General features: G+C 68.4%; 16 protein-coding genes. 10 read left to right on the forward strand and 6 right to left on the reverse strand.

The window, feature by feature from the left end; all coding sequences use genetic code 11:
* The first annotated feature begins 13 nt into the window (after positions 1–13).
* Genes V2S85_RS20275 through V2S85_RS20285 form a run of 3 tightly spaced genes read left to right on the forward strand, consistent with a single transcriptional unit; the run spans position 14 to position 3,656 of the window.
* Positions 14–1,399, forward strand: a complete 1,386-nt coding sequence (locus V2S85_RS20275) for an MFS transporter (protein ID WP_330704632.1) — start codon at positions 14–16, stop codon at positions 1,397–1,399.
* Positions 1,396–2,868 (forward strand): amidohydrolase family protein, encoded by a 1,473-nt coding sequence (locus V2S85_RS20280; protein WP_330704633.1) that lies wholly within the window; start codon positions 1,396–1,398, stop codon positions 2,866–2,868. Before V2S85_RS20275 ends, V2S85_RS20280 begins: the two co-directional genes overlap by 4 nt.
* A gap of 14 nt (positions 2,869–2,882) precedes the next feature.
* Positions 2,883–3,656, forward strand: coding sequence for an SDR family oxidoreductase (locus V2S85_RS20285; protein ID WP_330704634.1), 774 nt, complete (start codon positions 2,883–2,885; stop codon positions 3,654–3,656).
* Between the two features lie 167 nt (positions 3,657–3,823).
* Here V2S85_RS20285 and V2S85_RS20290 read toward each other — a convergent pair whose 3' ends face one another.
* The 3 genes from V2S85_RS20290 to V2S85_RS20300 form a co-directional block, all read right to left on the reverse strand.
* Positions 3,824–5,026, reverse strand: a complete 1,203-nt coding sequence (locus V2S85_RS20290; protein WP_330704635.1) for an FAD-dependent oxidoreductase — start codon at positions 5,024–5,026, stop codon at positions 3,824–3,826.
* 32 nt (positions 5,027–5,058) lie between these two features.
* A complete protein-coding gene (locus V2S85_RS20295) occupies positions 5,059–5,829 on the reverse strand; it encodes an arylmalonate decarboxylase (RefSeq protein WP_330704636.1) in 771 nt (256 codons plus the stop codon).
* Positions 5,830–6,084: 255 nt separating this feature from the next.
* Positions 6,085–7,548: an aldehyde dehydrogenase family protein gene (locus tag V2S85_RS20300; RefSeq protein WP_330704637.1), complete on the reverse strand. Its 1,464-nt coding sequence runs from the start codon at positions 7,546–7,548 to the stop codon at positions 6,085–6,087.
* A gap of 178 nt (positions 7,549–7,726) precedes the next feature.
* Here V2S85_RS20300 and V2S85_RS20305 point away from each other — a divergent pair, with 178 nt between their 5' ends.
* Positions 7,727–8,026 (forward strand): DUF1330 domain-containing protein, encoded by a 300-nt coding sequence (locus V2S85_RS20305; protein WP_330704638.1) that lies wholly within the window; start codon positions 7,727–7,729, stop codon positions 8,024–8,026.
* 16 nt (positions 8,027–8,042) lie between these two features.
* Here the strand turns inward: V2S85_RS20305 and V2S85_RS20310 are convergent, their stop codons facing one another.
* Genes V2S85_RS20310 through V2S85_RS20320 form a run of 3 tightly spaced genes read right to left on the reverse strand, consistent with a single transcriptional unit; the run spans position 8,043 to position 12,255 of the window.
* Complete coding sequence (locus V2S85_RS20310; protein WP_330704639.1) at positions 8,043–8,993, reverse strand: alpha/beta hydrolase; 951 nt, start codon at positions 8,991–8,993, stop codon at positions 8,043–8,045.
* Complete coding sequence (locus V2S85_RS20315; RefSeq protein WP_330704640.1) at positions 8,990–10,015, reverse strand: DUF3089 domain-containing protein; 1,026 nt, start codon at positions 10,013–10,015, stop codon at positions 8,990–8,992. Before V2S85_RS20315 ends, V2S85_RS20310 begins: the two co-directional genes overlap by 4 nt.
* A complete protein-coding gene (locus tag V2S85_RS20320; RefSeq protein ID WP_330704641.1) occupies positions 10,015–12,255 on the reverse strand; it encodes a TonB-dependent receptor in 2,241 nt (746 codons plus the stop codon). The genes V2S85_RS20315 and V2S85_RS20320 overlap by 1 nt, the downstream gene beginning before the upstream one ends.
* 231 nt (positions 12,256–12,486) lie before the next feature.
* Here V2S85_RS20320 and V2S85_RS20325 point away from each other — a divergent pair, with 231 nt between their 5' ends.
* The 6 genes from V2S85_RS20325 to V2S85_RS20350 all read left to right on the forward strand — a co-directional run bounded on the left by V2S85_RS20325 (position 12,487) and on the right by V2S85_RS20350 (position 16,787).
* Positions 12,487–13,530 carry a class I SAM-dependent methyltransferase gene (locus V2S85_RS20325; protein ID WP_330704642.1) on the forward strand — a complete coding sequence of 348 codons (1,044 nt, stop codon included), beginning with the start codon at positions 12,487–12,489 and terminating at the stop codon, positions 13,528–13,530.
* Positions 13,527–13,817 (forward strand): hypothetical protein, encoded by a 291-nt coding sequence (locus V2S85_RS20330; RefSeq protein WP_330704643.1) that lies wholly within the window; start codon positions 13,527–13,529, stop codon positions 13,815–13,817. The genes V2S85_RS20325 and V2S85_RS20330 overlap by 4 nt, the downstream gene beginning before the upstream one ends.
* Before the next feature lie 119 nt (positions 13,818–13,936).
* Positions 13,937–14,866 carry a polysaccharide deacetylase gene (locus tag V2S85_RS20335; protein WP_330704644.1) on the forward strand — a complete coding sequence of 310 codons (930 nt, stop codon included), beginning with the start codon at positions 13,937–13,939 and terminating at the stop codon, positions 14,864–14,866.
* A 10-nt stretch (positions 14,867–14,876) separates the two neighbouring features.
* Complete coding sequence (locus V2S85_RS20340; protein ID WP_330704645.1) at positions 14,877–15,749, forward strand: isocitrate lyase/PEP mutase family protein; 873 nt, start codon at positions 14,877–14,879, stop codon at positions 15,747–15,749.
* The gene (locus V2S85_RS20345; RefSeq protein ID WP_330704646.1) at positions 15,739–16,371 is read left to right on the forward strand and encodes an isochorismatase family protein; all 633 of its coding nucleotides are present in this window, start codon (positions 15,739–15,741) and stop codon (positions 16,369–16,371) included. Before V2S85_RS20340 ends, V2S85_RS20345 begins: the two co-directional genes overlap by 11 nt.
* Entirely contained in the window at positions 16,368–16,787 is a 420-nt protein-coding gene (locus V2S85_RS20350) for a VOC family protein (RefSeq protein WP_330704647.1), read from the forward strand. Before V2S85_RS20345 ends, V2S85_RS20350 begins: the two co-directional genes overlap by 4 nt.
* Positions 16,788–16,790 lie beyond the last annotated feature (3 nt).

Raw genomic sequence — 16,790 nt, forward strand, 5'->3', positions numbered from 1 at the left:
CTCCATGACGGCCATGACCGCTGACACCGCCGGGACACCACCTCCCGCCGCCGCCACCCAAGGCACCCTGCCGCTGCAAACCTGCCTCGCCTGGGGCCTCGGCACCGTGGCGGTGGCCGCGCTGTTCAATTCGGTCAACGTACTGCTGCTGCGCTATGTCGTCGATTACGCCGGCATCAGCGCGGTTCTGGCGGGCGGCCTCATCGCCGCCTCCAAGCTCTACGATGCGGTAATCGATCCGCTCATCGGCGCGGCCAGCGATCGCACCCGGTCCAGCATGGGGCGGCGCCGTCCGTTCCTCCTGGCGGGTAGCGTGCTGCTGGCGGTTGCGGCACTCATGCTGTTCAATGTGCCGGGCGGGGGCGGGGCGCTCTCGATCGGGTTCCTGGTGCTGTCGCTGATCGTCTACGCGACCGGCTATGCGTCTTTCTCGGTGCCGTACATGGCGATGCCGGCGGAGATGACCTCCTCGCTGCATGAACGCTCGCGGCTGATCTCGTTCCGCGTCTCGGCGGTTGCGGTCGCCTCGCTGCTGGCGGTCTTCATCGGCCCGCAGATCATGACGTTCGCGGGCGGCGGGCGGGCCGGTCACACCGCGCTGTCGGTATTCCTGGCGGTCGTCGTGCTGGCGGCGGGCTTTGCATGCTTTCGCGGCACCCGCGACGCGCCGTTCCACTACCAGCCTGCCGTCAAGGCGACCTGGGCCGAGAAGGCGCGCTCGCTGGCGGGCAACAAGCCCTTCGTGGTGCTGCTGGTGGTCAAGCTGCTGCAGCTCATGGCGCTGGCGGTGACGCAGGCGGCGATGCCGTTCCTGTTCCAGCGCGTGCTCAAGCTGGGCGATGCGCGCATGGGCATCTACTTCCTGATCTTCTACGGCGTGATGATCTGCGTGCAGCCGATCTGGGTCCGTCTCGCCCGCATGCGCGGCAAGCGGCTGATCTACATGGCGGGCACGCTGCTCTACGGCGCGATCTACGTCAGCTGGTACTTCGTAAGCGCCGACGAGCCGCTGGTCGCCGTCTATGGCCGCGCGGTGGCGCTGGGGGCGATGGGCGGCGCGGTGCTGCTGTTCGGCCAGTCGCTGCTGCCCGATACGATGGAGTGGGACTATCGCCGCACCGGCATGCGCCGCGAAGGCATGCTCTCGGCCGTCTACACCCTGATCGAGAAGCTGGCCTATGCGCTGGGCGCGGCGCTGACCGGGATCATCCTGGGCAAGACCGGCTACATCCAGAACGCCGCCCACGGCGTGCAGCCCGCCTCGGCGATCGAGGCGATCTACTGGCTGGCCTCGTTCATCCCCTTCGGCTTCCTCGTCCTCAGCATCGTCGCGCTGTGCTTCTACGATCTGGACGAGAGCAAGTTCGCGCAAGCCGAAAACGGACAGGGGGCGGCGTGAACCACCCGGCCGAGGCGATCGCGGACACCCTGATCCGCGACGCCTACGTCGTCACGCTCGATGCCGGGCGGCGGGTCTTCACGCGCGGCTTCGTGGCTTTCGCCGGGGGGCGGATCACGGCGGTCGGGTCGATGGCCGATGGCCTGCCGCCCGCGCGCGCGGTGATCGACGCGCGCGGCATGGTGGCGATGCCGGGCTTCGCCAATGGCCACAACCACCTGATCCAGAACGCCTTTCGCGGCTATAACGATGATCGCTGGCCGGTTCTGGACATCCCTGCCGCCGTGCGCCGATTGCTGGAACAACTGTTCGCGGCCGCCGGGCGCATGGACGCCGAACGGACATATGCGATCGTCCGCCTCCACGCGCTGGAGATGCTGAAAGCGGGCTATACCGCCACCCATGACGAGCACTTCACCAATGCCCGCAAGGACTCGGTGGACGGCAGCTGGCAGGCCCTTGCCGACAGCGGCATGCGCGGCTTCCTGTGCCGCTGCATCGTCGATGACCGCGTACCCGAGGAAGGCCGCGAGAGCGTCGATGCAGGGCTGGCCGAACTGGAGCGCCTGCGCGCCTTCTCAAGCGACCGCCTGACCGTCGCGGGAAGCTTCGTGAACTACAGCTTCCGCGCCGATCCAGAGGACATGCGCCGCATCCACGAAGGCACGCTGGCGCTGGGCCTGCCGTTCGGGGTCGACATGACCGACAACAGCCGCGGTGCCATGCTGAAGGCGCGGGGGTTCGAGGGCGGCCAGGCGGACTACTACCGCGCCCATGGCCTGCTCGATCACGGGGCGATCTACGCGGGCAAGGGCGTCAACCTGCAGCGCCACGAATATGCCCTGCTGGCGCAGCACGACGCGCGGCTGGCGCTGGTGCCGACGCTGCGTTTCTTCGACGGGCAGGGGGTGCCGGTGCATGACTTCCTCGCCGCCGGAATGCTGCCGGGCCTCGGCACCGACGCGCCGCTGGTCAGCGATAGCCAGGATCCGTTCGAGAACATGCGCCATGCGATCTTCGGCCAGAACCTTGCGGTCAAGGCGCGCCTCGCCGCCGGGGGCGAGCGGCCCGAGGCGGCGCTGTGGCTCAATGCCGAGCGCTGCATCGAGATGGCGACGCTGGGCGGCGCCCGTTCGCTGCTGCTGGAGAACACCTGCGGCGCGCTGGAGGCGGGCAAGGCGGCGGACCTGGTCCTGATCGACGTCGCCCGCGCCGAGATCGCGCCCACCTGGGACGACAGCCGGCTCCTCGGCGCGCTCGTCTGGGGCGGCAAGGGCTCGCAGGTCCACTCGGTCTTCGTCGCGGGCGAAAGGCTGATCGAGGATGGCCGTTCGACCCGCTGGGATGAGGAGGAAGTGATCCGCGAGGCCGACGCCGCGCTGGCGGCGATCACCCGCGAGGCCGACCTCGACCGCTTCCTGCCCACCCGCCGCGCCGGCGAGAGCTATCGCGGCTGGGCGTACCACTGAAGGACACAAGCAGCATGAGCACCAGCACCGGCCGCGTCGCGGTCGTTACCGGCGCGGGGCAGGGTCTCGGCCGCGCCATCGCGCGTGATCTTGGGGCGGCGGGCCATACCGTCTTCGGCTGCGCGATGCGCGAGGCGCCCGACTTCGACGGCGTGCGCATGATCGCCTGCGATGTCACCGACGAAGCGCAGGTGCAGGCGTTGTGGGACCGCGTGATCGCCGAGGCGGGCCGCGTCGACTGGTGGATCAACAATGCCGGTCTCGCGCTGACCGGGCGGCCGCTGGCGGGCATGGGCGGGGACGAATTCGCGCGGATGGTCGCGGTCAACCTCGTCGGCACGATGACCGCCTGCCGCGTCGCCATCGCCGGGATGACGGCGCAGGGCGGCGGGGAAGTCTGGAACATGCTGGGGGCAGGCGCGGACGGCCAGCCGGTGCCGGGCATGAACGGCTATGCCACCAGCAAGGCCGCCCTGACGTTCATGACCCGCGCCCTCGCGGCGGAAGCGGAAGGGCAGCCTTATCGCATCGGCGGCTTCAGCCCCGGACTGGTGATGACCGAAGGCTTCTTCCGCGAACACGCCCGCGTGCCCGACAGTCAGCGCGCCGCGCGCGAGGCGGTGGTGAACCTCATCGGCGACCATCCCGAGACGCTTGCCGTCTGGATCCGCGAGGCGCTGGAATCAGGGCAGGACAACGGCGCGATCCTGACATGGCTGACGCCCGAGAAGATCGCCGAACGGAGGGCCGAGCAGCCGCCGAGGGATATCCTTTCGGCGTATCGGTGAGTGCGCGCGGGGCCTGCGCGCGACCCTTCGACAAGCTCAGGGTGAGCGGACGTTGGGAAGAGGCCGCCCAAATCCGCTCAGGCTGAGCTTGTCGAAGCCTCCAGAACCCGCGCGCCGCCTTCTTCCGCCACACCCGATGCGAGGGTGACGGAAGAACACGCATACCCTCACCCGATCGCGGCGGCCTGTTCGAGGCTCTCGAACATCGCCTGGCGTAGCAGGTAGGCGCGGCGCTTGTCGTCGTCGGCGAGCAGGGCGCGCATCGCGGCTTCGCGCTTCGCATGCGTTTCGCCCTGTCCGGCGCGCATCGCTTCCATGTTCTCCATGGTCTGGCGCTGGGTGAAGTCGAAGGTCACCTGGCGGCGCTGGCGGTCGTAGAGGTCGAGCAGATCGGCGCTGGCGCCGCCCTTGATGATCTCCACCAGCTTGCTGCAGGCGTTGAAGGCATCGTGGATGCCGCTGTTCATGCCAAAGCCGCCGAGCGGGTTGTTGAGGTGCGCGGCATCGCCCACCAGCAGCACGCGGCCCTGGCGGAACTGCTTCGCCACGCGCTGGTGGACGCGGTAGATCGTGCGGTGCTGCGTTTCCACCGCGGCACCGTCGCCCATGATGCCGTCGAACACGGCGTTCTTCTTGGCGTCGGAGCGCAGGAATGTCTCGTCCTCGTCATGCGCCGGGACCAGCACGCGCCACACCGAGGGCACGCGCAGCAGCACCATCCACTCGTCCGGGTCGGACACGTAGTTGACGTGGGCGAGGCCGGGCATGGCCTGCTCGATCGGCCAGGTGGTGCTCAGCGTCAGGAAGCGTTCCGGGTAGGTGAAGCCGTCGAATTCGGTGCCCAGCCACTTGCGCACGATCGAGGACGCACCGTCGGCGCCGATCAGGTAGTCGGCCCTGACCGTCTCGATGCCGTAGGGGCTTTCGAGATGGACCTCGACGCCCGCCTCGTCCTGCGTGAAGTGGACGACGCGGTGGTTGAACAGGACTTCGGCGCGGTCGAGCGTCTCCAGCCTTTCGGTCAGCATCCGGGCGAGGTGGTACTGTTCGCACTGGATGCGGAACGGATAACGGGTGACGTCCGATATCTCGGTCAGGTCGAAGGCCAGGATCTCGCCGCTGCGGCGGTCGCGCCAGTGGTAGACGGGCGCCTTCAGGCCCTTTTCGATCAGCGCCGGGGTGACGTCCAGTGCGTCGAGCATTTCCAGCGTCGGCGGGTGGAAGGTGCTGGCGCGCAAGTCCTGCGCGCAGTCGGCGCCGGCTTCGGCGAGCAGCACGTCGATGCCGTGGCGGGCGAGGTAGGCGGCGGCAACGGCGCCGACGGGGCCGCCGCCGGCGACGACGACCTGGGTTCTGCGGGTGGTGGTCATGAGTGTCCTGTCGCGAGGAAAAGGGAAAGAGGTCAGAAATCGGTGAGCAGGCGGCCGAAACCGGGCATGCGGTCGGCGATCCCGTTGGCGCGCAGGGCGTGCCAGTACGTGGCGGTGTTGATCGCGATCACCGGCTTGCCCAGCCACAGTTCGGCGGCGGCGGCGAAGGCCACGGTCGAAAGATTGGTGCCGACCTGGACGATCGCCTCGACGTCGTCGCCTTCGAGGTATTGAAAGCCTTCGCGCAGCCGCGCTTCGGGCACTTGCGCGATCTGGGTCCACGACCGGCACTGCAGCGGCAGGTCGCGCACGACCTCGTAGCCGTGGTCGGACAGGTAGGTCTTCACCTGGGCATTGGCGCTCGGCCAGTAGGGCGAGATCACCGCGACGCGGCGGATGTTGCCGTAGGCGCCCAGCGCGGCGGCGACCGCCTCGGCGCCGGTGGAGACGCCGACGCCCGCCAGCGCCTCGATCTTCTCGCGCCATTTGCGCCCGCCCTCGGCGCCGCCGTAGAAGGTGACGGCGGACATGCCCATGACGAGATAGTCCGGGCGGCAGGTCATCACCCCGGCGACGGCGGCGGCGGTGTTCTTGTCGATCTCCATGGTCCCGGCCATGAATGTCTCGTCGGACACCGCCTGCGCGTCGTCGACGACGATGCGGCTGTAGTGGTTGGTCACGCCGTAAGGCCGCATGGCGTCGAAATCCGGCTGGACCACGGTGTTGGTCGAGGGGCCGAGAACGCCGAAGATGCGGCGGAAGCCAAGGTTGTCGGGGCCGCGCGGCGGCGCTTGCTGGGTCATCGGATATTCCTTGGAGAGACGTGCTGGTCCCGCATCGGGGCTATGGCCTCGGCGGACGGCTTGCGAGGATTGAAACCCCGGCTGATCGACAGGCGAAAACGAGGTTTGTGTGGGAATCCGCCGTAGGCGGATTTCGCGGCACCGGCCCACGCCCCCACCCGGCCTCCCACTAGTGTATCCTCGATGGGAGGCCGGGTGGGGGCGTGGGCCGGTGCCGTTCGAAAATGCGCATTCGAGCCTTTTCCAGAAGGCGTTTCACACGCGCGCATTGATCAGCATCGCGCGGGCATGTTCGAGCACGCCGAAGTGCGCATAATCCATGCCGAGGCCGGACTGCTTGGCGAAGGGCAGCGGCAGCGTCGCGTCGTAGGCACCGTGCTGGTTGACCCATGCCGAGCCGCTTTCCAGCCGTTCCGCAAGCGCCAGCGCGCGCTCGACGTCGGTGCTCCAGACCGAGCCGCCGAGGCCGTATTCACCGGCGTTGGCAAGCGCGAGCACCTCTTCCTCGTCGCTGAAGGGCATGATCGGCAGGACCGGGCCGAACTGCTCCTCGTCGACGATCGGCATCCCGGCGGCAGCCCCTTCGACCAGCGCGGGGGCCATGAAGAAGCCGGGCGTTCCGGCGGCGAAGGGGCGCTGGTGCACGGTGCAGCCGCGCGCCGCCGCGTCCTGCGCGAAGCCCTGCACGCGGTCGAGCTGGGCCTGGCTTTGGAGCGGGGCCATCATCGTCGCGGCATCGAACGGCGAACCGGCGGTGGCGTTCTCCATCAGCATCAGCAGCCGGTCGCGCACCGCGCCGTAGAGCTTTTCGTGGACGTAGAGGCGCTTGATCGCGGCGCAGAACTGCCCGGCGTTTTCCAGCGAGATCGCATAGGCGCAGGCGGCGACGGCGGCGGGGTCGGCATCGTCCAGCACGATCGCGGCGTCGTTGCCGCCCAGTTCCAGCGTCAGCTTCTTGAGCGTGGGCGCGGCGGCGGCGGCGATCAGGCGGCCGGTGCCGGTCGATCCGGTGAAGGAAATCTTGGCGATACCGGGATGCGCGGCCATCGCCGCGCCGACCGAGGCGTCGCCGGTGATCGTGTTGTAGACGCCCGCCGGGAACACCTCGCGCGCCAGTTGCCCCATGAACAGCGCCGAGAGCGGGGTCTGCGGGGCCGGGCGCAGGATGATGGTATCGCCCGCCAGCAATGCGTTGGCGATCTTGGCGACGGCGAGGATCACCGGCGCGTTCCACGGGGCGATCGCGCCGACGACGCCGAGCGGGCGGTGGACCAGACGGGCGCGGATGCCTTCGCGGTCGTAGACCGTCTCGGGCAATTGCTGCGCGGCGATCGAACGCACGAAGCCGATCGAGAAGAACACCTCGCGCCAGGCGCGGCGCAGCGGGCGCCCGGTCTCGGCGGCGACGATGAAGGCGAGCGCCTTGCGGTTGCGCTCGATGGCATCGGCGAAGGCCTCCAGCCGTTCGCGCCGGGCGCTCCAGCCGAGCACGGCCCAGCCGGGGAAGGCGGCCTGCGCGGCCTCTACCGCAGCATCGACATCCGCGACCGTGGCCTCGGGGCACCGGGCGACGACTTCGCCGTCGGCGGGGTGGACGACATCGCGCGTGGCGGCCTCGACGTCGCGGTTGGCGATCGTCTGCTGCAAGCGCAGCGAGGCGATCCAGCCCGGTATGCTCGCGGGCACTTCGCTGTAGATCGTCTCGGCTTCCTGCATCATCGGCGTTGCTCCCCCGGGGTTGATGGCCTTGGTCTGTCACGGGGGACTATCACGGGGGGAGGGGGCGTCCGGCATGTGCGAAGCCGGAGTTCTCGCACCGCGAGGAGCGCTTGCGGCAGGGCGGGGCGAAGGGATTTGCGCGGTGCTAGGCGCTGGCCTTCAGAGACAGGAGATCAGCATGCACGGCGCCTTCATCCTCACCACCGTCACCGTGAGCGACGCTGCCGCGTTCGCCGACTATCGCGCCGCCGTGGCGCGCGTGAACGCGAAACTGGGCGGCGACATGCTGGTGCGCGGCACGGTGCGCGAGGTGCTCGAAGGCGGTTCCGCCGAGGGGGCGGCGACGGGCGAGGTCGTCGTGGCGCTGGGCTTCGCGGATGCCGAAGCCGCGCGCGCCTATATCGCCTCGCCGGACTACGCCGCGCTTGCGCCGCTGCGGGCGCGGGCGGGGCGTTTCGTCATCCGCGTGGTGGGATAACGGCGCCCCGCAAAGCTCATTTCGCGTCGAGGAACTTGCGCATCGCGGCGGCGACTTCGACCGGGCGTTCCTGATGGACGAACGAGCCGGTCTCGGCCAGTTGCACGATCTCGGCATCGTGGCGCATCGCCTTGCCGGTCTCGACGTACTTCACGTAGTGGCCCCGGTCGCCATAGACGAACAGCAGCGGGGCGATGGTGCGGGCGAGCGCCGCCTGCGTGTTGAGCAGGCCAACGCCGCGCTCGCTGGGGCGGACCCAGCGGTCGGCGACGGCGCGGCTGGCATCCTGTTCGATTTCCACCGCAGGCACCAGCGTGCCGAAGCCCGCCGCGCCGCCGGTTATCGCCGCCCCGTTGGCCGTTGCGCGCGGGACCGGGCGCCATTCGGCGTCGTAGACCTTGGGGTCGCGCTTCGCGTCCGCTGCGGCCAGCCCGGCGCGGCCATAGCCTTCGAACAGGCTCACGCTGGCAAGCACCAGCTTGTCCACCCGCTGCGGCCAGAGCGCGGCGATCTCGGTGGACACCACACCGCCCAGCGAATTGCCCGCGAAGCTGGCGCGTTCGATGCCCAGCTCGTCGAGCGCGGCGAGCAGCATCGTCGCGGTTTCGGGCACCGTCTGCACGTAAGGCGGCAGGCCCAGCATCGCCGAATCGCCGTGGCCCGGCAGGTCGAAGGCGATGACGCGCCGCTTCTCGCCCAGCAGCGGGGCGACGCCGCGCCAGTCCGCCGCCCAGCCGCCCAGCTTGTGAAGGAGGACGACGACTTCGCCGTCCTTCGGTCCCAGCGCATGCCAGGCGAGGCGGCCCCCGGCGCGAGGCACGAAGCCGTGCTCGGTCCAAGGGCCGGCGGGCTGAGCCGAGGGGGCGGGGGACGCGCTTGCGGCAGCGCGCGCGGTTCCGGCAAGGACCGGCAGGGCAGCGCCGGAAGCCATGGCTGCGGCGATCAGGGTGCGGCGATCAAAAGTCATCGGTGCTCCTTGCGCCAGCTACGGGCGCGCAATGCGGCGTTGGCGGAAATGTCGGCCCAGAACAGGGCGATGTCGTGCATGTGCAGCGCGCCATTGGGAAGCGGCGGCGCCTCCACTCCGGCGGCGGGGGTGACGCGCAGCACGCCGTCCTGGCATGCGGCATCGGCGGGGTGCGGAACCATCGGGAGGAGCGACCTGCCCTTGAGCGCGACCGGCAGCATGCCCTTGCCCTCGGCGGCCGAAGCGGCGGGGCGGGCGGCGTCGAAGGTGATCGGGTTGACGCACAGGATCGCCGGATCGCGCCCCGGCGCGGCATAGTCGGCGACCGAGCGCTGCGTCCAGGCGGCAGCGTCGGCACTGGCAGTGAAACCGTTCCACGAGACGAGGCAGCGCGTCTGCGCGGGTGTCAGGCACGGCCCGACGTCCGCGGGCAGCGCCCCTTGGGGGATGCCGATGCCGGGCAGATAGGCCGCGACCAGCCTTGCCGCGAGCGGCGTCCCGGCGATTTCGCGCTGCAGCAGCCAGAAGCCCAGCAGCGCGCCCTGGCTGTGCCCGGCGATGATGAACGGGCGGCCGTGGCTCTGTGCGAGGTAGGCGTGGAACGCGCGCACGACGTCTTCATAGGCGATATCGTAGGCTGCCGCCCCGCGCCCGCCGCGTTCGACGAAGGCGTGGCTGGATGCCTGCCGGTAGAACGGCATGAAGCGGCGGCAGCAGGCGGCAAAGGCGCTGACCTGCCGCTCGGCGACGCTCTGGAGCGTCCAGGCGCGCGTTTCGGCATTGTCCATCCGCTGGTTCCAGTCCTGCGATATGAACGTCGTAGGGTGGATGTAGAACACGTCGACACCGCGCGGATTTCGCGCGGTGTCGTGCAGCGCCCAGCTTTCATCCCGGGCATAGTCGGGGGCCGGCCCGGCATCGGCGCGGGGATTGCCCGCTGGTCCAGACGCTGCCGAAACCGGTGCGGCGAGGCAAAGCGCCAGCGCCGTTGCCAGCGCGCCCGCGATACCCCGCCATGCCATCAGAATGCCGCTTCGAAAGTGGCGCCCAGCACCCGGCCATTGCCGAGGAAGCCGGTGGTGAACGTGGTCGAAGGGTAGAACTCCGGCTCGGTGATCGACGAGATGATATAGCGCTTGTCGAACAGGTTCTTGGCGAAGATCGACAATTCGTAGCCGTCCTTCTTCCAGCCGATGCGCGCGTTCACGAAAGTCTGCGCGGGCAGGTTCTGGATGCCGATCGACGAGTTCGATTGTTCCGAACGGAACGACATGTCGCCGTGCAGGTACAGCTCCGAGGTCGCCAGCGGGATCGTGTAAGTGCTTGCCGCCGCGATCTGGTGCTTGGAGATGCGCGGAATGGCGAAGCCGCTGACGTCGATGCCGGTGCCTGACGCCGTCAGCCCGCAGGCCGCCGCCGTCAGGCAATTGCGCGAGGAGCTGTAATCGACGGTGCCGTCATCCCAGGTCGAATCGTTGTAGTTGTAGCCGAACGAGACTTCCCAATCCGGCGCCGGGCGCAGCGCGGTGGAGAACTCGAAGCCCTTGACCGTCGCGGAACCGGCGTTGGTGACCGGGTTGGTCTGGCCGCTGATCGCCGAGGGGACGGAGATCTGCACGTCGTTCCAGTCGATATAATAGGCCGCGACGTTGATGGTGACGCGTCCGTTCAGGAACGAATTCTTGCTGCCGATCTCGAAGCTGGTGTTCTTTTCAGGGCCGTAGGACTGCTCCGAAACGACGGCGGTGTTGTTGAAGCCGCCCGACTTGGTGCCGCTGGCGACGACCGCGTAGAGCATCTTGTCGCCGCTCCATTCCCAGTTGCCGGTCACGCGGTAGGTGCCGTAGGAAAAGTCCTGGCTGGGCGAGAGCACGGCATTGGTCAGCAGGTTGGTGTACGTGCCGTCCTTGTCTTCCCAGGTCCAGCGGCCCTGCGCCTCGATGCTGAGCGTCGGGGTGATCTTGAAGCTGGCAAGGCCGAACACCGACTTCATCGTCGCGTTCTCGATGTTCACCAGGTTGAGCGAGGGGGTCAGCTGGTCGTAGCCGTAGCCGACCTTGACCGACTGGTTGGCCTTGCGGTCGTACCAGTAGCCGCCCACGGCCCAGTCGAGCACCTTGTTGCCGTAGGATTCAAGCCGCAGCTCGTTGCTCCATTCGCGCACCGGGCCGACGTAGGGCTGGGTGAAGCGGCGCTGCGCGGTGGTCAGCGTGCCGCCGTAGGAATTGAGGTGCTGGTCCTGCAGCGCATACGTATCGTACTTGGCGTAGGAACCGGTGTAGCGCAGCGCGACCGGGCCGAAATCGTAGCCCATGCGGCCGATGACGAGGTTCGTCTTGCGCTTGGAGAAGGAACCCGGATCGACGTTCACTTCGTCCGGCGCCTTGAGCGTGCCGCAGGCGTAACGCTGGTCGCTGCCGCCGCGGTTGGGCAGGACCACCGGCGAGATCGCGCCACCGCAGTCGTTGGTGAACATGTAGTTCGCGCCGCCGTCCTGCTTGTCCTGGTAATGGTAGTAGAACAAGTTGGCGGTCAGGCCGGTGCCGGGATCGAAGTCGATCATGCCCGAGCCGGAGATCTTGTAATCCCACCCGCCCAGGTTCGCGCCTTGCGAATTCTTGATGGTGCCGCCGAAGTGCGAATACGTGCCCACGGCCATGACGCGCAGCGAGTCGGTGATGGGTGCGGAAATCTTTCCGGCTACCTCATACATGTTGTCGGTTCCGACCGAGGCCTTGATCCTGCCGGTCAGGTGGTCGGCAGGGCGGTCCAGCACGTAGTTGATCGCGCCGGCAAAGGCGTTGTTGCCGTAGAGCGCGCTCTGCGGCCCCTTGATCACTTCGACGCGGGCGAGGTTGAACAGGTCGATATCGAGGTTCGACTTGGCCGAGAGATACACGCCGTCGAGGAAGACGCCGACGTTGTTGTCGAACGTGGTCGAGGTGATGTTGGTGATGCCGCGCATCGCCGGGGCCGCCAGGCCGCCCGCGTTGCCCGAGTTGAACGTGACGCCCGGCGTCATGCGGACCACGTCGTCGAGCGACTGCGCGCCGGCCTTGACCAGCGCGTCCTGCGTCACCGCCGCGACCGCAGCCGGGATCGACTGCAGCGTTTCTTCGCGCTTGCGGGCCGTCACGACGATGTCGCCGCCGCTGGACTCCGCCGAAGGGGCTTCCTGCGCCATGGCGGGGGCCGCGAAACCGGCGGCGAGAACGGTGGCAACGGCAGCGGCGGCCGATCCGGCCATCCAGAATGTCTTCATGATAGTGCTTCCCCCCTTGCGGGCATTTTTGACCCGGCCTTGTGCTGCCGGTGTTGATCCGATGCGTGCTTGCTGTCACACCCGGCGGCGGGTCCAAACGCTTTCACGCAGCGATTGTCGCACTGCGAATAGGCGAAGGCGGTTTGCTGGCTCAATCGGTTAGCGCGTGCCAATCCGCGTCGGCACGAAGCGGCCAGAAACCGGCAGCACGCAGGATGGAGAAGCCAGGTCATGCAGTTCAGCCTCGCCCAGCGCGGCCGCGCGCTGATGGATTTCGAAGTCACCACCCGGCTGGTGGCTTCGCGGTTGCAGCAGCAGGTGGAGAGCGAACTGGCCACGAAGGGCCTGGGCGCCGATGGCCTGCCCGAGGACATGGAGCAGCGCCACCGCGCGATCGACACCGCGCTGGCCGATTCTCCCGCCTATCAGGCCCGCGCGCTGCTGGGCGAATGGACCGCCAAGCAGCATGGCCGCGCTGCGGAGCAGGCCTTTTCCGAGATCGAGGACACGCTCGTCCCGCAGCTCGAAGCCTTGCGCGAAGGCGGTACCACGATCACCCGGCATGACTTCACCGCGCCGAATTACTGGTCGAAGGTCTGGTTCCACCGCACCCGCGGGGGATGGGATGCGGGGCCGTGGAACGGCTTCATCCACGGTGAGCTGGTCCACAAGAAATACGTCTCCAAAGTCTTCCCCGGCGATATCTACGGCAATCGCCGCGCCGTGCTGCGCAGCCTCCCGCGTCAGGACTATGCCCGCATCCTGGAGATCGGGACGTCGTCCGGCCACCATTCGGTCGCCATCGCCGAAGTGTTCCCCGATGCACGGCTGACCGGCATTGACCCGTCGCTGCGCATGCTGGAACAGGCGCAGCGCGTCGCCAACGAGAAGGGCCTGGCCTGGGATCTGCACACCGGCGTGGGCGAGGCGATGCCGATGTTCGCCGATGCCAGCTTCGACCTCGTCACCGCTTATGCGATCCATCACGAGATGCCGGTGAAGGCGATCGAGGCGATCTTCGCCGAGGCGTTCCGCGTGCTCGAACCGGGCGGTGACATGGTGATGGCCGACGTCGCGCGGACCCAGAGCCTCGACAGGATGGCGGCATGGCGGTTCGACTGGCTGGCACGCTGGGGCGGGGAACCGTTCTGGCGTTCCACCGCGCGGCTCGACATGGCGCCGATGGCGCGTGCGGCGGGCTTCGTCGACGTGCGCGGCTGGCAACCCAATCCGGGGCGCGACCCCTACATCATCTATGGACGCAAACCTACATGACAGACGAGTTCACCCCGCCGACCGGGACCGGCGGCGACATTACCGCCCAGCGCCAGATCCTGCCCCCTGCGCGCATCGACGACGTGGCCGAGGCGGTGCTGGCGCTGGCGCGGGAGCTGTGGGTCGTCGCGGACCGCCAGATCGTCACCGAAGCCCTGCTGGCCCGGCACGGCATCACCGCCGCCGATATCGATGCCTTCCAGCCCGACGCCGAAACCGAGGCGCGTCTCGACACGCGCCGCCGCCAGATCGTCGACAACCTGCTGGTCGCGCTCAAGGCCGGTTGAGGCGCAGCGCCGCATTGCTCGCGTGTCGAGCAGCGTGAAATCGATCGTTAGGTGGCGGCTCCGCGCCAGTCCTAGATTCCAACCCCTGACTGCCCCTGTACGTCCGAAAGGCCCTCGTGATGGAATATGATTACGTCCCGCTCCCGCAGCGCAAGCCCCTCAAGTGGCCGAACGGCGCGCGCGTCGCGCTCATGCTCACGTTCAACCTCGAGACCTGGGATCTCACCAAGGATACCGACAAGCCCTATTACGCGGGCGGCCCGGCGATCCTGCCCGACATCCTGCCCGGCAACGTCGCCGACTTCCCCAACTACACCTGGCGCGAATACGGCCAGCGCGTGGGCATCTGGCGCCTGTTCGATCTGTTCGACGAACTGGGCGTGCCGGCCACCTGCACCACCAACGCCGTCACCTTCGAACGCCGCAAGGCGATGACCGACGCCGTGCTCGAACGGGGCTGGGAACTGCTGGCCCACAACTGGGAACAGGGCGAACTGCTCACCGGCTTCGCGGGCGATCCGGCCAAGGAGCGCGAGATCGTGCTGCGTAGTCTGGCCCAGTACGAACAGTTCACCGGGCGCAAGGCGAAGGGCTGGTTGTCCTCCTCGCTGCGCGGCACGCTGCAGACGGCGGGCATCCTCGCAGGGGAGGGCTGCACGTTCTACTGCGACATCATGAACGACGATCAGCCCTATCTGCTGCGGACTGACAACGGCCCGATCGTCTCGGTCCCCTATTCCAACGAGATCAACGACTTCACCTTCATCACCCGCAAGAACTTCACCACCGACCAGTTCCGCGACGCGCTGATCGAGGAACTCGACGTGCTCTATGCCGAAGGCGCGACGACCGGGCGGATCATGAACGTGGGCCTGCACCCGCACGTCTCGGGCCGCGCCCACCGCGTGCGTGCGATCCGCGAGTTCATCGAGCATGCCAAGTCGCTGCCCGGCGTGTGGTGGGCCACGCGTGAGGAGATCGCGGCATGGTATCTCGAAAACCACGAGGACCATTTTGCCGGTCAACTTGGTCAAGGCCAACTTGGCTGAGCCGACCGGAATGAACCACGTCGCTCGCCTGCGCACCCGGCTGGCCGGGCACGCCGATCACGGCCTCGTCTCGATGCCGGGGTGCTGGGACGCGCTGACCACGCTGCTGGTCGAGCGCGCCGGGTTCGCGGCGGGGTTCGTCTCGGGCGCGGGGCTGTCGATGGCGATGCTCGGCCGCGCGGACCTCGGGCTGGTGCCTGCGGACCGGGTGGTCGACGCCGTGGCGCTGATGCGCGATGCGTCTGATCTGCCGCTGCTCGTCGACGGCGACACCGGCTTCGGCAATGCGCTCACCCTTCAGCGCTTCGTGCGGATGCTCGAACGCGCCGGGGGCAGCGCGGTGCAGATCGAGGACCAGACCTTTCCCAAGCGCTGCGGACACATGGCAGGCAAGCAGGTGGTGCCGCTGGATCAGGCGGTGGGCCGCGTGCGCGCCGCGCTCGATGCGCGGGACGCCATGCTCGTCGTCGCGCGGACCGATGCGCTGGGGGTGGAGGGCCTTGCCTCCGCGCTCGACCGGGCCGAGGCGTTCCTGGCCGAAGGCGCCGATGCGGTGTTCGTCGAAGGGCCGCGCACGATGGCCGAACTGGAAGCCGTGGCGACCCGCCTGGCCGGGCGCGTGCCGCTGATCCACAACCTTGCGGCGGGCGGCGTCTCGCCCACCGACGACGAGCGCGTGCTCGAACGCCTCGGCATAGCCGCCGCGTTGCATCCGCTGCTGCTGATGGGCGGCCTTGCCACTGGAGCGCCGCGCTGGCTTGCTCAGCTGGCGCAGGACCGCTCCGCCACCGCACTGCGCGGCGAAACCGGCATGCTGCACGATCTCAACGACCTTACCGGCGCCGGGGCGCTGCTTGACCATGGAGCACGTTATGGCTGCTGAGCCGCAGGACCTTGAAAGCGATTACGCCGGCGCCGGGTTCGGCGGCGGGCTGGAGCCGGGCAAGCGCCCCGCGCTGGTGCTGGTGGACATGGTGATGGCCTATCTCGACCCGGCCTCGCCGCTCTATGCACAGGGCGAGGCGGCGCTGGAGGCGGCGGTGCGGCTTGCCGATGCGGCGCGGACGGCGGGCATTCCGGTGATCCTCACCAACGTCGAATACCGCGACGGCAGCGAAGGCGGCATGTTCTTCCGCAAAGTGCCGGGGCTGAAGAACTTCATGGCCGGCTCCCCGCTCGGCGCCTTCCCCGAGGCACTGACGCCGCAGCCGAGTGATCGCGTGCTGACCAAGTTCTACCCCTCGGCCTTCTTCGGCACCGCGCTGGCGCCGATGCTCGTGGCCGAAGGGATCGATACCCTGCTGATCGGCGGCTATTCGACATCCGGCTGCGTGCGCGCGACCGCGCTCGATGCGCTGTGCCACGGCTTCGTGCCGCTCGTCGTCGCCGATGCCTGCGCTGACCGCGCGCCCGGCCCGCACGAAGGCAACTTGTTCGATATCCGCGCCAAGATCGGCGAAGTGGTCGATCTGGAGGCCGCACTGGCCGTGATCGCGGGCCGGTGAGCGGCGCTGCGCAAGGACTGGCAGGTTCCCTGGCCTTTCATCATGCGGCGATGTCGGTCCCCGATATCGAAGCCGCCGCGCAGTGGTACGAGGATGTGCTGGGTTTCCGGGTAGAGCGGCGTTTCGCGATCCCCGGCGGCACGCAGGCGATGTTCCTCGAACGCGAAGGTCTGCGCATAGAGCTGTTCCAGGTCGCCGATCCCCGCCCGATGCCGGTCGAGCGGCTCGACCCGCGCGAGGATCTGAAGACGCTGGGCAACAAGCATGCCGCCTTCACCGTCGCCGATTACGACGGCTTTCGCGCGGACCTGATCGCACGCGGCATCGAGCCGGTGCTGGAAGTGGGCGAGGCGTTCGGGCGCGGCCTGTTCATCCGCGACGGGGCGGGCAACGTCATCGAGTTCCTCGAACGCTGACGT

This window comes from Novosphingobium resinovorum (assembly GCF_036352595.1).
Classification (GTDB): domain Bacteria; phylum Pseudomonadota; class Alphaproteobacteria; order Sphingomonadales; family Sphingomonadaceae; genus Novosphingobium; species Novosphingobium resinovorum_B.

Coding starts and splice junctions, on each gene's coding strand:
- V2S85_RS20275 (WP_330704632.1), top strand. CDS start 14: ATGACCGCTGACACCGCCGGGACACCACCTCCCGCCGCCGCCACCCAA.
- V2S85_RS20285 (WP_330704634.1), top strand. CDS start 2,883: ATGAGCACCAGCACCGGCCGCGTCGCGGTCGTTACCGGCGCGGGGCAG.
- V2S85_RS20290 (WP_330704635.1), bottom strand. CDS start 5,026: ATGACCACCACCCGCAGAACCCAGGTCGTCGTCGCCGGCGGCGGCCCC.
- V2S85_RS20295 (WP_330704636.1), bottom strand. CDS start 5,829: ATGACCCAGCAAGCGCCGCCGCGCGGCCCCGACAACCTTGGCTTCCGC.
- V2S85_RS20300 (WP_330704637.1), bottom strand. CDS start 7,548: ATGATGCAGGAAGCCGAGACGATCTACAGCGAAGTGCCCGCGAGCATA.
- V2S85_RS20305 (WP_330704638.1), top strand. CDS start 7,727: ATGCACGGCGCCTTCATCCTCACCACCGTCACCGTGAGCGACGCTGCC.
- V2S85_RS20310 (WP_330704639.1), bottom strand. CDS start 8,993: ATGACTTTTGATCGCCGCACCCTGATCGCCGCAGCCATGGCTTCCGGC.
- V2S85_RS20315 (WP_330704640.1), bottom strand. CDS start 10,015: ATGGCATGGCGGGGTATCGCGGGCGCGCTGGCAACGGCGCTGGCGCTT.
- V2S85_RS20320 (WP_330704641.1), bottom strand. CDS start 12,255: ATGAAGACATTCTGGATGGCCGGATCGGCCGCCGCTGCCGTTGCCACC.
- V2S85_RS20325 (WP_330704642.1), top strand. CDS start 12,487: ATGCAGTTCAGCCTCGCCCAGCGCGGCCGCGCGCTGATGGATTTCGAA.
- V2S85_RS20330 (WP_330704643.1), top strand. CDS start 13,527: ATGACAGACGAGTTCACCCCGCCGACCGGGACCGGCGGCGACATTACC.
- V2S85_RS20335 (WP_330704644.1), top strand. CDS start 13,937: ATGGAATATGATTACGTCCCGCTCCCGCAGCGCAAGCCCCTCAAGTGG.
- V2S85_RS20340 (WP_330704645.1), top strand. CDS start 14,877: ATGAACCACGTCGCTCGCCTGCGCACCCGGCTGGCCGGGCACGCCGAT.
- V2S85_RS20345 (WP_330704646.1), top strand. CDS start 15,739: ATGGCTGCTGAGCCGCAGGACCTTGAAAGCGATTACGCCGGCGCCGGG.